Raw genomic sequence first — 16,406 nt, forward strand, 5'->3', positions numbered from 1 at the left:
ATTCATACGATTATATGAATTATACATATCATTCCTTGAGCAAATACATTTAAATAACTGTGCTCTTCCTCTAATATATTAGCCCACAAAAAAAGACTAACTTCCAAAATGAATTAGTCTTTTCCACCAAGCACACTACTCTTAAGACTCTTTACGTAAAAAGTCTACTATTGCACGATAAACAGCATACATTTCGTAGTGATGTTTTTCAAAACTAGGATCAGCACTTGTTCTCACAATAACAAGGTTTTCTGGTTGGTTTATATAAATATTCTGACCCCAAATTCCTATAGCAAGAAATTCTCCGACTATATAATCTGGTCCAGGAGTCCACCATTGATACTGATAATTATCAGTGAAATGAGATTGATTATCTTTCAGTAGATTATACCTTTCAGGTATTGTTGATTCTCGAATCCACTCTTGAGAAATAATCTGTTTCCCCTTCCAATTTCCATTCTGTAAGTAGAGTAATCCAAATCTAGCAAAATCTCTCAACGTAGCATTCAAGAAAGAATAAGGTATCATGCTCCCATCACTACCTATATTCCAAAATGCATGGGACTCCATTCCAAGCGGTCCCCATATTTTCTCTTGTAAATATTGTGCTAAGTTCCGTCCAGTTGCTTTTGCAATCAGCATGCCTAACACTTGCGCATCTATACTTTTATAAGAAAATTCCCTAGAAAATTCTTTATACTTAAATTGATTTATATACTCATTCACACTCTTACTTGCAGTCAATGACGCTTGCATCAGCATATAAAAATCTGATGACAAATTATGATAATCTTCATTAAAATAAATACCAGAACACATCTGTAGACATTCCTTAATAGAAACATTCTTATATCCCGAGTTCTTTAACTCTGGCAAATAAGCAATGATTGGATCCTTTACTGATTTAATATCCCCTTCATCAATTGCTATACCTACTAAAGCAGATAAAAAAGATTTTGCTACAGACCATGAAGTATTAAGAGATTTACACGTATTTCCATGAAAGTATCGCTCATTTACAACTTTATGATCTTTCATAATGAAAAGGCCTGTCGCCATCGTGTTTTTAAGAAACTCATCAAGAGTTGATTGTTTTCCATTATAGCTGTACGTAACATTCATATCCTTCAAATCATAATCAAATCGAGAAATATGTCCTTTACGTTTCACCTTTTGGGCTGGGTATACTTTAGAAAGATTACGGAAGTTTTCAATTGTTTTTTTCTTATCAAATAGTATATGAAAATCCACAAAACGCTTCTTATTTGTAGTATTCTTATTCCTTAAATTTAGTAAATCGTTTAAACCAACGGCTATTGAAGCTGGAATCATAATAGTTCTTTTAAAACTATACTTCTTATTCATCTTATTCTCCTTGGATCAAAACATATTACTTTCAACCTTCTTAACCTATACTTAAAAAAACTCATATTCACCCTAATAATGTCAATTATGAACAACACAGAAAGATTACTCCCTAGCTAATTCTAATATAATTATAATCCACTTCAAAAACCCAAAGTATGCAGTGCGATTTATAGTTCATGTATGAATCTATTCATAAAGCTCTTAGCTGCTTTAGAATTGGCTCGGTACGGTATTGGCGTGGTTGCAGTAGCACTTCGAGCGTCATTATCGATACACCCATTATTCAATGGCTATAACGATTCATGGTTAATTGATATAATAAAAGCAACAGTAATAGGAAATAAATTAACTCAACCTGAGCAGATCGTAGATACTGTTTATCTTATTTCATGGGAAGTAGTAAATGTAATTAATGATAGAGTTGTTATGGTGGATGAAGGTTACGCTTCCTTTAAATAATATTAACTTTCCAATCACTATCATTTTTATACATGCAAAAGCAGCGTAGAATCTATAATTCTACGCTGTTTTTCTACATCAACACAAATTATGAAATCGAGTTACTCTCTAAACCACCTAATCCTTCTGCCAATTGTTTCTTATCTAAATTCTCACCAATCATCACAAGATTTGTGGGAAATCCGAAGTCCTGCTCCAGTAAAGTTGGTACACCAAATGAATATTGTAATAAGTGTGGATATTTATCCCCATGAAATTTCACAAATCCTTTTACACGATAAATCTCCTGTGGTAAATTTGAAAGCCATTCGTATAATTGATCTTGATCGATTGATTTTGTAAATTGATATGTCATCGTTTGTATATGTAAATGCTGCTTCATATGTAATGTTTCATGTTCTTCATTTTCTGTAAGTTCCACATCTTCTATATCCTCTAAAGATATATTACAATACTGTGTTTCATACAATTTCGCATGTTTATTAATTGCTGCTACTTCTTCTAAAACTTTTTTCTTCTCCTCATCTTTTAATAAATCTGATTTATTAATGAGGATATGACTTCCGTATTTGATTTGTTCATTTAAAAGTTGTTGAATATTTTTACTTAGTGTATCACGATTTAACCATCTCATCGCATCTAATACAACAACGATGGATTTCACGTCAAGATAAGGAGCTAAAATAGGTGACAGGCATGCATCTAATACTTCAATTGGGTGAGCAACTCCTGTTGTTTCTATATAAATTACATCTGGTCTCTCTTGTTGATATAAAGAATGTAACTGAATCTCAAGTTCATCTTTTAACGTGCAACAAATACAACCTTTTAAAAGTTCTCTTAAAATATTCTCTTTCCCTATAATATCTGTATCTACCGAGTATTCTCCTATTTCATTCATTAAAACAGCAACTTTTCGAGTTTTCTTCTTTTCTGCTAGTAGTAAATTTTGTAGCAATGTGGATTTCCCACTTCCTAAAAAACCACCTAGTATATGAATTTCTACTTTACTCATATGACCGACCATCCATTTCTATGCTTTTAATATACTTTAAAGCGTAATTATTACGATTTATATTTATTATTTTATTAAAATAAATGCAATTTGTAAACAAAACACTCCGATTGTTTTGTATTCCTATATATATTTCGGATCTTCTGTCTTCATAAGCCCATTATGAATAATATAAATTATCTGTTCCATTGTTAATGGATTCGGCATCCGAAGTTTCTTCTTTTAATAAGGATTACATTCAAGAAAAGATGCCCCTGTTTCATTCCCTATGATTCACAACTATATAAACGGATTTATTTTCAAATACTTGAATATCTTTTGTGAAATGGAATAAACTAGGTTAGAATCTGTAGAAGTAAGACCTGTTTTTTCTTACATATCAAAATTACTGAAATAGTGAGGAATTGTCATATGAAAAAAGGTATTAACCGTGTTGTATTAGTAGGAACCGGCGCAGTAGGATGCAGCTATGCCTACTGCATGATTAACCAAGGTGTTGCAGAAGAATTTGTTCTCGTTGATGTAAACGAAGCAAAAGCAGAAGGAGAAGCTATGGACTTGAGTCATGCAGTTCCCTTTGCTCCAGCACCAACAAGAGTTTGGAAAGGTAGCTATGAAGATTGTAAAGATGCGGATCTTGTTGTAATTACTGCTGGTTTACCACAAAAACCAGGTGAAACACGCTTAGACTTAGTTGAAAAAAACACTAAAATCTTTAAACAAATTGTTCGTAGCATTATGGATAGCGGATTTGATGGCATCTTCTTAATCGCTACAAACCCTGTAGATATTTTAACTTACGTAACTTGGAAAGAATCTGGATTACCAAAAGAACGTGTAATTGGCTCTGGTACAACTCTAGATTCTGCTCGTTTCCGCTATATGCTAGGAGAATATTTCAATATTGACTCTCACAATATTCATGCTTACATCATCGGTGAACATGGTGATACAGAACTTCCAGTTTGGAGCCACGTATCAATCGGAATTCAAAAACTACAAACGATTCTTGAAAAAGATAATGACCTTAATCAAAAAGGTTTAGATGAAATCTTTATAAATGTTCGCGATGCTGCTTATCACATCATTGAACGAAAAGGTGCAACATACTACGGAATCGGTATGTCCCTTTTACGTGTAACAAAAGCAATCCTAAATGATGAAAATAGCGTATTAACTGTATCTGCATATCTTGAAGGTCAATATGGACAAAAAGATGTTTATATCGGTGTTCCCGCAGTCTTGAATCGTCAAGGTGTTCGTGAAATTTTAGAAGTTGAATTAAGTGAAGATGAAGAATTAAAGTTCGATCACTCTGTTCAAGTACTAAAAGAAACAATGGCTCCTATACTGTAAAATACATGCTACTTATGCCCTTACAAAAAAAGCAATCCAAAATACTTGGATTGCTTTTTGCATAGCTTAAAAATTCATTCCGTATTTAGATCCGATTTCTCTCCATCGTGCACTTCAAGCACATCAAGTAAAAAGATAAAGATTGGAATTCCAATAATGAGTCCCCATATTCCTAAAAAATGCTCTGAAAAGATAAGAACCATAAACGTATAAAAAATGGGTAAATTCGTTTTTGCGGACATAAGTTTCGGATTTAAGAAGTAACTTTCAATTGCATGAATAACTGCAATAAAAATTAATATGTATACGACATATGCAATTCCACCAATATTATACGCAATGATACAAAGTGGAAATAGTGAAATAATAACACCTGCAACAGGAATTAAACCAAGCAAGAATATCATAACCGCTAATACAAGTAGCTGCGGGAAACCTAAAAATACTAGTGCAATGACAGAAAGAATACAGTTTACAACGGCAATTAAAAACTGTGCCTCAATGACTTTTCCAAATGAACGCGCAAATTTCTGACCAAAATATGCAATTTCCTTATAAAAAATACTAAGTTTACTATCCTCAAATTTTGAAGTAAAAACAATGATACGCTCTTTTTCTAATAAGAAAAATAAACTTAAAATAAGGGAAAGTAAAATTTGCAAACTTAACTTTCCAATATTCGCCAAAGATTGATAAATAACATCCACACCTTGTTCAATATATTTTGATACTTCCATCTGATTAATTACAGAAAACACATATCTTATCATTTCGTTATCAGGGGGATTTTTAAAAAACAATTTGAACTGGTAAATCAATTGTGAAATTTGTATCGTTAATACAGGTAAATATTTATATAACGTAGTAACAATAAACGTAACTACAACAATGTATAAAAAGGCGATAATCACTTTCCTATTTATCCGTACAAAACGACTAAGTTTTTCAGAAATAAATCTTTGAAAGCGATCCATTAGAAACGTAAGGATAAAGGTAATCAATATTAAATTAATCATACTTTTTAGCCCGTATAATATAAGGGCTAAAATGACTAATATAAGAAGCCTCTGAACCCCTCTACTTTGAAAGAAATTTTTCATTTGAATCATTAAGTCTCACTCTCCCCCTTCGACGGATGGAAATTCCATATATTCATGAAAGTACTAACCGTTTATTCGTTACTATATTAAGACATTTTATGAACTTCTAAAGACAATCTTTCTCACTAATTTGAAAGTATCCTCTTTTTCTTTTTAATTGTCTTATTTTCTTAATCCATTTCGAGGGGGATAACTATATCAATATGAACAGTACGTCACAAAATCCAGTCGTTTTTCATTTGTTCGTGTTACTACTCATATACACATCCTATTCAAAATACAGGACTAACTAGGCTATAAAATATAGCTTTCATGGACAATCATCTCCCTCGCTTTTCTCTAAAGTTTGAAGTGACGAGACTTACTGCTTACGAATAGCCGATTAACGTATTTATTTGTAGCTACTATGTCTTTCCTTATTTCTGCTTCATCCGCTTCGCTAATAATTCCTTTACTTGATTATACGTTAGCCCGGAATTTTTATTTAAGCGTTTTACTTCATCAATATCAGTGCCTACAACTGTATATTTCTTCTTTTTATTCATCACGACACATCCTTTTATAAAATTCTACTAAGTCGAGCACATATTATTTGTTATATTTCTTCCCTAAACTAAGAATTCATACTCGTGAAATCCTAACTGCTAAAATCATTGCATGAAAAAAAGAAGCTATTTGGCTAATAGCTTCTTTTTCTACTATATATATTTTCCATCTTAATAAAATTTCACTACATCTTCAGTAGGTAAGAACGTTCTTTCACCCGGTTGTTCATTCGGTTCACCAAATGGCATTTGTGCTACTAAGCTCCATTCTGCTGGAATATCCCATGTTTCTTTCACTTCAGCATCCACAATTGGATTGTAATGTTGTAATGACGCTCCGATTCCTTCTGCAGACAATGACATCCAAACCGCATATTGTAACATCGCACTTCCTTGGTGAGACCAATATGGGAACTGCTCTTTATATAAAGGTGCATTTTCTTGCATTTGTTTTACAGTTGCTTGATTTTCAAAGAATAATACTGTTCCTATCCCGTCACGGAAACCTTTTAGTCTTTCTACAGTTGCTTCAAAATTTTCTGCTGGCACGCGTGTTTTAAGTGTTTCTTTTACGATATCCCAGAACTTTTCATGCTCTGCATCCATTAATACAACCATACGACCACTTTGCATATTGAAAGATGATGGTGCATGTAAAGCTGTCTTTAAAACATCTTGGATTCTTTCTTTTGTGATCATAGCATTTTTTGTTACTTTACGGATTGAACGACGGTTTACGATTGCTTCTTTTAAATTTGTTGTAGTTACTGACATGTTAATTCCTCCAAGTATATAAGTTGTATAATTTATATAAACAAATAGATTTGATTCTTCAATTGAAGATAAGTATTAGCAATATCCATCAGTTGTACATTGCATTCCATCAAATGAATTTGTTTTTTCCTTTTGTATTTCTTTATCAATTACTCTTTCTAACATTTCCTTACTAGCAAGTCCTTGAATCACTTCTTCCCCAATCATTACAGTTGGAACAGCCATAATATTTGCTTCATCGTATGCATGTTGGATTGCTTGTTGGTGCTTCTCTTTATATTTACGAGTTACTAAAGCTTCTTTAAATTCAGCTTCAGTAAGACCCACTTCACCTGCTAATTTTGTTAGTACATCTATCTCTTCAATATTTTGTTCCTCCTGAAAAAATGCTGTGAACACTCGATGATGAAAAGCATTTTCCAAGCCATGTTCCTTTGCAAATTGATATCCCTCAAACGCTAAATGCGTATATGGATGAGGAGAAACACGTGGTAAACGCATCTCAACTCCTAATTTTTTCGCAGTAGGAAGAATAAAAGAATCCCAAGAACTTAATTTATCCGGCTCTTGCCACGGATCAATTTTTAAATATGGACTTGGACGTAATTCAAATGGCATCCATTCAATTTCTACATCTTTTTCCTTAGCTACTTCATCCAATGGGCCCTTTGCTAAAAAACAAAATGGACAAATAAAATCAGAGTATACTTTCATTTTTACAGTCATGTTATTACACCTTACTTTCTTTTAATTTTATAAGATGTAACAAATTAAGTTACATCAATAAGAAAAAAATATGCATTCTCTTTTTATCGAGCTTTGCATTTTTCAAGCATTCATTTTCTCTTGTAGCGATTCAAACAAATGCCCCATCGTGATATTTTTTAAAACTTCTTCCATTGCAGATTGCGCTTGAACTAAAATTACTTCTAATACGGCTTGAATATTTGCTCCAATAGGACAATCTGGATTGGGTTGTTCATGAATATGGAATAACTTATCTTCCTCAACTACATTTACTGCATGATACACATCTAATAATGTAATTTCATTGAAATCCTTTAATAATCCAGCCCCACCTGGCCCTCGATTTACATAAACAAACTTAGCCTGTTTTAAGTAAGACATTATTTTTCGAATTACAACCGGATTTGTATTTACACTCTCAGCCATAAATTCCGAAGTACAAATAGAAGATGGATTATTTTTCAAAATTGATAACATATGAATAGCTATAGAAAAGCGGCTACTAATTTTCATCGTGATCACCACCTTGATGTAATCATCATAGTTACAACTCGAAAATAAGTCAATCCTTTTTATAGATTTTATTTGAACATTATTATAGTTAAAAACAAATAAGCATCTCATTATCATATATGAGACGCTCTTTATCATTCTGCGAATAGCCCTTGGAACTCTTCAATAAATAGTTGAACAGCTAGTGAAGATTCCTTGAATGAAGGAACAGCTAAAGCAATTTCTCTCCATACTTGAGGTGCTAATTCTCTCGTTTTCACATTTGGAGGTAAATTCGTTAAAGATAATTCAGCTAATATCGCTAAACCTAACCCCTCTTGGATCATATTTAAAGACGTTGTAACAGTAGACACCGCATACTCAACCCGAAGTGGTACGCCCGCTTGTTTAAACATATCAATAATTGGCGGTTCGTATCCTCCCTTAAATAAAATAATTGGTTCATTTTCTAAATCACTTATTGTAATAGCTTCTTTTTCACAAAGAGGGTGATCATCACGCAGGACAACAACCATTTCTCCCTTCGTTAACGGCACAATCTCCATTTCTTTATTGGGCAAAATAACAATTCCAACATCAATTACACGTGATAATAGCAACTCTTCCACTTCTTTAAGAGTTCCTTCATAGAGAACCAGCTCTAAATTCGGATATTTTTCACGAAAGATATTAATCATTTTAGGCAAAAAATATGCTGATGCACTTGGAAAACTTCCGATTCGAATTGTACCAACTTCATGCCCTTTCTCCATCGCTACTTCTTGTTCTACTTTCTCAACACCATTTAAAATTTCTCGAAAATGAACTAAAATACGATTTCCTACATCAGTGAGAATCAAACCTTTTCGTTTATCACGTATGATAAGTGTCACACCTAATTCCGATTCTACACTAGAAATAGCATGGCTGACAGCTGGTTGTGTCATGTTCAAAACTCCAGCCGCCTTCGTAAAACTTCCCAGTTCAACTACTTTTATAAAAACTTGAAGTTGTGTAATGGTCATAACAAATTACTTATACTCCTTATAAAAAAGATTCATTTTATTTATCATGTTCAATATCATATCATAGTGAAATGAAATACAACAAGGAGGTACTATTGTGACGCAGCTTTCGCGAACAAAAACGGCCATAATCCTCTCATTTCTCGTTCTTATGTGGGGAATTAATTGGCCTTTATCTAAATTCGCTCTGCATTATACGCCACCCGTATTATTTGCAGGAGTTAGAACATTAATAGGTGGATTGATTCTACTTATTTTCGCATTACCAAAATACAAACAACTAAATCTAAAAGAAACTTGGCATTTATACTTTATTTCAGCTCTACTCAACATTATTTTATTTTACGGACTACAAACCGTAGGGCTTCAGTATATGCCCGCTGGACTCTTTTCCGCTATTGTATTTCTTCAGCCTGTCTTACTTGGAATTTTCTCTTGGATTTGGCTGGAAGAAGCAATGTATGGCTTGAAAATTTTTGGTCTTATTCTTGGATTTACGGGTGTTGCCGTTATTAGCTCTAGTAGCTTAACTGGACATATTTCTGTCATCGGCATCTTACTTGCTTTAGGATGTGCAATTGGATGGGCGCTTGGTACAGTGTTTATCAAAAAAACTGGAAACCGTGTAAACGCAATTTGGATGGTGACACTTCAACTTATTATCGGAGGATTTTGCTTAATTGGCTTTGGTTCAAAATTTGAAAGCTGGTCCAGCATCGCTTGGAGCATACCATTTGTAATCGTACTACTATTCATCTCAATCTTTGTTATCGCAATGGGCTGGCTTGCTTATTTTACACTTGTCGGAGCTGGAGAAGCAAGTAAAGTTGGTGCCTATACATTTCTTATTCCACTTATCGCAATTATTATAAGTTCTATTTTCCTACATGAGGCGATTACAATTAGCTTATTTGTTGGCCTTCTATTTATTGTCGTAAGCATTTGTTTTGTAAATATAAAACCGAAATCGCTCATCATGAAACTGGATAGGCTACACTGAACTAGACAAAAAAACTAAGGCCAAGTAGATTACAACTAATATATTTGAGCCCTGTTCAGTACAGGCAGGAACACCTAAAAAAATTGTCTAGTTTCGTGTTGACATACCACACGTATTTTATAGCAAAAGAAGAGGATTCATTTTGAGTAAAGTTTAATCAAAATGAATCCTCTTCTTTTCAAATAAACTTTCAGTTTTATAAAAAAGTTTGATTAAAACTTGCTCATGAAATATTCTAACGAATTACTCTTTTATAAAAAATTTAATCCGAACTCACTATAAGTCTTACTTCAAACTAGATTCAAACCAACTTAAAACAAAGAACAATAAGAAACCAATATAAGTAATGCTTATCATTACAAAATTCATTATTTTTATAAATTTAAGTATTTTATTAAATAGTTTAAGTTCTTTAAAGTGTATTATTGCCCATGATATTATATAGTATCCAAAAAGAAATTGGTTTAAAACGAAACTAATACTTAAAAACCCTAACGTTGTATGAGTTAAATGTAAAGATTCGTATAAAGACATAATTGCCCCTACACCAAGCATTGTCACAATCGAAGAAATCCAAATTAACGCTGACCCGTTTATGTATTTCTTTTGAATCAGATATTTTAATGCTAATGATATAATGAACGTTTGAAGAACAAAGAATACAGTTCTAACTGCATAATCTAATACTGTAGGTAACAATTTAATACCTTTTTTCTACCTATTTGTTTATTGCGTGCCTAGATTATATTTCAAAATGAATTCTATTGTTGTACCTTCATACAACAAAAAAAACACCCTATTATTTGTGTGATAAGGAAGTTTTTTATTAGATTTATTAGTCGGTTGTAATTTTAATTATATTCCTGTTTTAATGTTCTAAATGCAAATGCACCTGAAATGATTTGTAAAACCACTGGAAGAAATAATATAAATAATCCTAAAAACAATGAAATTATACTTAATACAATCATACAAATACCATAAGTTTTATTATTTATTTTATTAACACAACAAGCTAATACTAATAGGCCTATTTGAATAATTAAGGCGATGCTAGAAGTAATGATAATATATTCTTCAATACCTCCAGAACTAGTGTGAGAACTAGTGTAGGAAATACTACCAATTACAATAAATAAAGAAAGTAAGAGTCCTAAGATTCCTCCGATTAAGCCGATTACAAATTCTACAGTGCGTTTCAAATTACAATACCATCCTTCAAAAATATTATTTAAATTAATCCTTATATATATTTACCATTATTTCGTAATAACTAAATGTCTTAATGAGATTCTTGCTTTAAAGATCGAAATGCAAATCCACCAGAAATAATTTGAAGAATTATTGGAATAAGTAAAAGGAATAATGACATAACCAATGTTACTAATGGGAGTAATATCATACAAAGTCCATAGGCTATATTGTTAACCTTATTTACTGAACATGCTAAAACTAACAGCCCTATTTGAATAATTAATAAAATAGAATAATAAGTTAAAAGTTTATAATCAATATAACCATCCATAGCAGTTATAGCTATCATCAATATAATAAAAGAACCTATAACTCCAAAAATACCACCAATTAAACCTAGTATAAATTCAGGTGTTCTTTTCAATTCTAATACCTCCCTAACTATTAATATATTATGTATTTAATGTCCATTTATCTATATTATCAAATATAATTTGGAAAAACTATGCATAAATGTATTTGGTTTAATAAATAATTGTGCACTGAGGAGACAAAGAACGAGTTAAAAGATATGTTAGAGGACTCTCTAAACAGAAAACTTTAACAAAATATAGATTTGATATGTAAGGGAACTTCGGCTCTATTTTTATTTCCCTCCGACAGGATATGACAAAATAGCGTTATTACATTTGCTATGATGAGGTGTGAAATCTTACGTTTTATATATTCGGAGGGAACAAATATGTTTAAGAAAATGAGTACAATCGCTTTAGGAAGCGCTTTAGCATTTAGTTTAGCTGCTTGTGACGATTCCACAAATAAAGCTACTACAAACACAAATGACAAACCAAAACAAGAAGAACCGAAAAAAGGAGAGAAAAAGAAAATTACTGCTGCTGATGTAGATGCAATCAAAACTGGAGATTCTTCAACTGGTGAAGGCGGAGATACATACGAAGATTTAGTTACGAAATTCGGTGAACCTAATACAAAAGGGTACAGTTCATTCATCTCCTATAATAATAAAAAAGTTATAGAAACGAATTCTATAACTTTTTTTGGTACATATAACTACTTATTTACTCTCGCTACGTTAGAATGAATTTCACTTTTCATTCGTAAATAACTAATCCCATATCCAATAAGTCCACCAATAATAGCTGGGAAAATCCATCCGATCCCTACTTCATGCATCGGAAGAATTTGAGTGAACAGCTGATTAACTACTTGAATATTTACTCCAGCTGCACCAAGTCCATCAAATAAACTTATAATAAATGTTACAAGTAAGCTTGCTTGATAAACTTCTGATCTCCCTTTAAATAATGGATGTAAAAACGTTAAGAAGATTAATACAATTGCTAATGGATATATAGCTGTTAATACAGGAACAGAAATAGCAATTAATTGTGTTAATCCTACATTCGCAACAATTGCACTAAACACAGATAACATAATCGCGATTTTTTTGTAAGATACTTTTGGAAATAGTTTATGGAAAAATGAAGAGCATGCTGAGACAAGCCCTACACTAGTCGTTAAACAAGCTACTGTAATCATTAGTCCTAACAGTATTCCGCCATATGAACCAAAGTAGTAATTTGAAACCTTCGCTAACACTGTTCCTCCATTATCTAAATGTCCAAGCTTCGCTACGCTTGAAGCTCCCATATAAGAAAGCGCTGTATAAATAACCGCTAATGTCGTTGCTGCAATAATTGTTGCTTTTGCACAAACAACCATAATTTGTTTTTTCGTCTTTGCACCTTTTTCTTTAATAGCATTAATGATAATAATGCCAAATACGAAAGATGCAAGCGTGTCCATTGTTAAGTATCCTTCTTGAAAACCTTTAAAGAATGCGTGAGATGTATAATTTTCAACAGGTGCTTGCATATCCCCTATTGGGTGAATAAAAGCAACGATTACTAAAATTCCAATGAACGTTAATTTGATTGGCGTCAAGATTTTTCCGACAATATCGACAATTTTCGCAGGATTGAGCGAAAAAAAACATGTAATACTAAAGAATATAATTGTAAAAATGATTAAAGGCATTGAACCAAAATTCTCTGTTAGAAAAGGTTTAACACCAATTTCAAAAGAAACATTACCCGTTCTCGGTATAGCAAACAAAGGACCAATTGCTAAATACAAAACTGTTGTAAACACAACTCCGAAAACAGGATGAACACGACTTGCCAGCGATTGTAAATCCTCTTTACCTGAAATTCCAAATGCTAATACACCAAGTAACGGTAGTCCAACTCCAGTCACTAAAAATCCTGCATTCGCTGACCAAACATTCGTTCCCGCTGATTGTCCAAGCATCGCAGGGAAAATTAAATTTCCTGCCCCAAAAAAGAGAGCAAACAACATTAATCCAATAACTACTATGAACGAAAATGGTACTTTGTTCGTCATCATAAAACCTCCATTAAAAATAACGTATCTCATTTCCAAATTTAACTAATTGAAGATTCTGAATATTTAACTTAAAAGTTAGATATTCTTTTTATTTATTATAGCCCCAAGGATAATATATTGCAATACTACTTTCGAACTTTTCTTTCATTTTTAGATATACAAATATTAATAGAGACTCAATTTTCCTATTATTATATAATTCCACATCAATATTTAAGAAGGTGTTGCGTATCATCACAACACCTTCCCTCTATCGTTATATAAACAGTTCTTTACTAATAAATAGCAAAATCAACATGTTTTCCAAGTAGTAAAGATTTTTTATCTTTTATTACAAAGCAACACTTATATCTTTTTAACAAATTCAGATTTTAATTTCATTGCTCCAAAACCATCAATTTTACAATCAATATCATGATCTCCATCAACTAAGCGGATACTCTTTACTTTTGTACCGATTTTTATAACTGATGAAGTTCCTTTTACTTTAAGATCTTTGATGACTGTTACAGAATCACCATCGTTTAGTACATTTCCATTTGCATCTTTGATTACCTTTGTATCTTTGATTACCTTTGTATCTTCACTATTTTCAGTTTCTGATTCTAAAGTCCACTCATGAGCACATTCTGGGCAAACGAAAAGATTCCCATCTTCATAAGTGTATTCTGAATTACATTTGGGACAATTTGGTAAATTAGACATATTTTATTTCCTCCACTTGTTATCATTCTAATATATATGAATTATTTTCAATTTCCTTTTTACGACTTCATAAGAAAAACACTTACGAAGTTAAACTGTTTCTTATCCATTTCTCAAACTTCTATTTTTATCGAATTTCTTTCAATTTCTTAATAATCATGTTTGGTGTCGCCCATTCATCGCGATCAAAATCAGAGATAGACACTTCAATGTTTAAACGTTCATGAAATTCTACTAATAAAGATACCGTACCAAAAGAATCTAAAATCCCTTCTTCAAATAATTGCACATCTGGGTTATCTTTTACGATATCATTTTCACATACTTCTTCTAAAATGTTTAATACTTGATCTTGAAATTCAGACATTATTTATTCTCCTTTATATCCATGATTTATAATACATTTCTTCTTAAAAATCTAGTGCATTAGCTTTATTATTTATTGTATTCCCTTCCTGGGATTGCTGAGAAAGCCCGGTACATTCACGAAAAGCGAAATGCTTACACCCTATACATTTTTTCGTATTTAAATGCTCTAGAGCGTAGTTAATCGCTTCTCCTGTATGATCAAAAAAGTTTTCTTCTCCAATCTCAGCGTATAATCCATTCTTGTCTAGAGTTGTTTTTAATTCTGATTGAACTCCCGAAATGAGAAGTACGCCACCTTGTTTTTTAAAATGCTGGACAATATTCCTAAAGTATGATTCTCCTGTTGTATCAATAAAAGGAACTTTTCCCATACGTAAAATTAAAACTTTAGGTTTATAATGAATGGTTGCTAAAATGTTTTGTTCAAACGTCTGAGCAGCGCCAAAAAATAATGGGCCTTCTATTGTATAAATACTAATTTGCGGACAATCATGAGCTTTACTTACCACATGTGGTAGCAATTTTTCGTTCTTTTTTGTGTGATCAGGAAGCACTTTAGATATAACGAGCATATTGCTCATACGTTTTGTAAACAAAATAATAGCTAAAATAAGACCGATTTCTACAGCAGTTGTCAAACTAGTAAATACAGTGAGTAAAAAAGTTACAAGTAATACAAGGGAATCCCCTGTCTTCATTTTCAGTATGTGAACAAAGTGTTTTTGCTCACTCATATTCCAAGCTACTACCATTAAAATGGGAGCCATACTAGCAAGAGGAATATGCGAAGCATATGGAGCTAACAATAGAAGCGTAAATAACACAAATCCCCCATGAATCACACCTGACATCGGAGATACGGCTCCACTTTTGATATTGGTTGCTGTGCGGGCAATCGCTCCAGTTGCAGGAATTCCTCCAAATAACGGTGTAACAATATTAGCAATACCCTGACCAAACAGTTCTTTATTACTGTTGTGTTTACTATTTGTCATACCATCTGCTACGACAGCAGATAAAAGGGATTCAATACCACCCAGCATTGCAATAACAAATGCTGGACCAATTAACTGTTGTATCCGCTCTAATGTAACTTCTGGTATACCAAAATGAGGAAGTGTATTTGGAATCGTACCATATGCTGTGCCAATAGTAGGTATATGCCCTGAGAAAAATACAGCAGCAATTATAGTTGAAATAACAACACCTACTAATGAACCAGGTACTTTTGGAAAAATCTTTGGTGTTATCAATATAACAAAAAGGCAAATCAAAGCAGTTATAATACTATAAAAATTGATGGTATCAATATGGATAAAGATTTCATTTAGATTTGCTATAAATGCCTCATGCTTTTTTATACCTGTTAGACCTAAAAAACTAGCAATTTGTCCCGTAAAGATACTAACAGCAATACCTGATGTAAAACCAATTGTTACAGGGCGCGGGATAAATTTAATTAAAGATCCTAGTTTAAAAATTCCCATAAGGCATAAGATAATTCCGGCTAATAAACCGGCCAGTAGTAAATTTTCATACCCATAGGTAATTACAATCCCTAAAAGAATTGGAACAAAAGCACCTGTAGGCCCTCCAATTTGATACTTTGAACCACCAAATAACGAAACGAGTATCCCGGCAATACATGTTGTATAAATTCCATACTCCGGCTTAACACCAGAAGCTATAGCAAAAGACATAGCAAGTGGAATCGCGACAACTCCGACAATCATTCCAGAAAGAAGATCCTTTTGAAAATGTCCTAATGAATATCCTTCAAACCTTCCTGTAAATAACCCTTTCATTACAAAACCTTCTTTTCTATTTTTA

At 32.5% G+C, this 16,406-nt stretch carries 18 protein-coding genes; 4 read left to right on the forward strand and 14 right to left on the reverse strand.

Annotation, left to right across the window (positions count from 1 at the left end; genetic code table 11):
• Positions 1–141 precede the first annotated feature (141 nt).
• Entirely contained in the window at positions 142–1,365 is a 1,224-nt protein-coding gene (locus tag MHH45_RS06570) for a serine hydrolase domain-containing protein (protein WP_016114499.1), read from the reverse strand.
• Positions 1,366–1,584: 219 nt separating this feature from the next.
• On the opposite strand from MHH45_RS06570, the gene MHH45_RS06575 reads away from it, so the two are divergent.
• Positions 1,585–1,827 (forward strand): hypothetical protein, encoded by a 243-nt coding sequence (locus MHH45_RS06575; RefSeq protein WP_229161591.1) that lies wholly within the window; start codon positions 1,585–1,587, stop codon positions 1,825–1,827.
• An 88-nt stretch (positions 1,828–1,915) separates the two neighbouring features.
• Here the strand turns inward: MHH45_RS06575 and MHH45_RS06580 are convergent, their stop codons facing one another.
• Entirely contained in the window at positions 1,916–2,842 is a 927-nt protein-coding gene (locus MHH45_RS06580; RefSeq protein ID WP_016114497.1) for a CobW family GTP-binding protein, read from the reverse strand.
• Between the two features lie 411 nt (positions 2,843–3,253).
• On the opposite strand from MHH45_RS06580, the gene MHH45_RS06585 reads away from it, so the two are divergent.
• Positions 3,254–4,198: an L-lactate dehydrogenase gene (locus MHH45_RS06585; RefSeq protein WP_016131323.1), complete on the forward strand. Its 945-nt coding sequence runs from the start codon at positions 3,254–3,256 to the stop codon at positions 4,196–4,198.
• A gap of 74 nt (positions 4,199–4,272) precedes the next feature.
• Here MHH45_RS06585 and MHH45_RS06590 read toward each other — a convergent pair whose 3' ends face one another.
• The 6 genes from MHH45_RS06590 to MHH45_RS06615 all read right to left on the reverse strand — a co-directional run bounded on the left by MHH45_RS06590 (position 4,273) and on the right by MHH45_RS06615 (position 8,881).
• Positions 4,273–5,307 (reverse strand): AI-2E family transporter, encoded by a 1,035-nt coding sequence (locus MHH45_RS06590; protein WP_016114495.1) that lies wholly within the window; start codon positions 5,305–5,307, stop codon positions 4,273–4,275.
• Between the two features lie 407 nt (positions 5,308–5,714).
• Entirely contained in the window at positions 5,715–5,843 is a 129-nt protein-coding gene (locus MHH45_RS06595) for a hypothetical protein (protein ID WP_016114494.1), read from the reverse strand.
• Positions 5,844–6,014: 171 nt separating this feature from the next.
• The gene (locus MHH45_RS06600; protein WP_016114493.1) at positions 6,015–6,617 is read right to left on the reverse strand and encodes a nitroreductase family protein; all 603 of its coding nucleotides are present in this window, start codon (positions 6,615–6,617) and stop codon (positions 6,015–6,017) included.
• Positions 6,618–6,692: 75 nt separating this feature from the next.
• Positions 6,693–7,343 carry a DsbA family oxidoreductase gene (locus MHH45_RS06605; protein ID WP_016114492.1) on the reverse strand — a complete coding sequence of 217 codons (651 nt, stop codon included), beginning with the start codon at positions 7,341–7,343 and terminating at the stop codon, positions 6,693–6,695.
• A gap of 102 nt (positions 7,344–7,445) precedes the next feature.
• Positions 7,446–7,877: an Rrf2 family transcriptional regulator gene (locus MHH45_RS06610; RefSeq protein WP_016114491.1), complete on the reverse strand. Its 432-nt coding sequence runs from the start codon at positions 7,875–7,877 to the stop codon at positions 7,446–7,448.
• A 134-nt stretch (positions 7,878–8,011) separates the two neighbouring features.
• Positions 8,012–8,881, reverse strand: coding sequence for a LysR family transcriptional regulator (locus MHH45_RS06615; protein ID WP_016114490.1), 870 nt, complete (start codon positions 8,879–8,881; stop codon positions 8,012–8,014).
• A gap of 97 nt (positions 8,882–8,978) precedes the next feature.
• Here MHH45_RS06615 and MHH45_RS06620 point away from each other — a divergent pair, with 97 nt between their 5' ends.
• A complete protein-coding gene (locus tag MHH45_RS06620; RefSeq protein ID WP_016114489.1) occupies positions 8,979–9,881 on the forward strand; it encodes a DMT family transporter in 903 nt (300 codons plus the stop codon).
• 851 nt (positions 9,882–10,732) lie between these two features.
• On the opposite strand, the gene MHH45_RS06625 is transcribed toward MHH45_RS06620, so the two are convergent.
• Together MHH45_RS06625 and MHH45_RS06630 are read right to left on the reverse strand one after the other, a co-directional pair.
• Positions 10,733–11,083, reverse strand: a complete 351-nt coding sequence (locus tag MHH45_RS06625; RefSeq protein WP_016114488.1) for a DUF4064 domain-containing protein — start codon at positions 11,081–11,083, stop codon at positions 10,733–10,735.
• An 80-nt stretch (positions 11,084–11,163) separates the two neighbouring features.
• Positions 11,164–11,499 (reverse strand): DUF4064 domain-containing protein, encoded by a 336-nt coding sequence (locus tag MHH45_RS06630; protein ID WP_088094379.1) that lies wholly within the window; start codon positions 11,497–11,499, stop codon positions 11,164–11,166.
• Between the two features lie 318 nt (positions 11,500–11,817).
• Between MHH45_RS06630 and MHH45_RS06635 the strand changes: the two genes are divergently transcribed.
• Positions 11,818–12,177: a hypothetical protein gene (locus MHH45_RS06635; protein WP_249922724.1), complete on the forward strand. Its 360-nt coding sequence runs from the start codon at positions 11,818–11,820 to the stop codon at positions 12,175–12,177.
• Here MHH45_RS06635 and brnQ read toward each other — a convergent pair.
• The 4 genes from brnQ to MHH45_RS06655 form a co-directional block, all read right to left on the reverse strand.
• Positions 12,147–13,499 carry a branched-chain amino acid transport system II carrier protein gene (gene brnQ / locus MHH45_RS06640; RefSeq protein ID WP_088094378.1) on the reverse strand — a complete coding sequence of 451 codons (1,353 nt, stop codon included), beginning with the start codon at positions 13,497–13,499 and terminating at the stop codon, positions 12,147–12,149. The genes MHH45_RS06635 and brnQ overlap by 31 nt on opposite strands.
• Before the next feature lie 348 nt (positions 13,500–13,847).
• On the reverse strand, positions 13,848–14,207 hold the full coding sequence (locus MHH45_RS06645) for a zinc ribbon domain-containing protein YjdM (protein ID WP_016114482.1): 360 nt from the start codon (positions 14,205–14,207) through the stop codon (positions 13,848–13,850).
• A 127-nt stretch (positions 14,208–14,334) separates the two neighbouring features.
• Positions 14,335–14,574, reverse strand: a complete 240-nt coding sequence (gene dltC / locus MHH45_RS06650) for a D-alanine--poly(phosphoribitol) ligase subunit DltC (protein WP_016114481.1) — start codon at positions 14,572–14,574, stop codon at positions 14,335–14,337.
• Positions 14,575–14,617: 43 nt separating this feature from the next.
• The gene (locus MHH45_RS06655) at positions 14,618–16,381 is read right to left on the reverse strand and encodes a SulP family inorganic anion transporter (RefSeq protein WP_016114480.1); all 1,764 of its coding nucleotides are present in this window, start codon (positions 16,379–16,381) and stop codon (positions 14,618–14,620) included.
• Positions 16,382–16,406 lie beyond the last annotated feature (25 nt).

Source organism: Bacillus sp. FSL K6-0042 (assembly GCF_038006685.1).
Taxonomy (GTDB): Bacteria; Bacillota; Bacilli; order Bacillales; family Bacillaceae_G; genus Bacillus_A; species Bacillus_A pseudomycoides.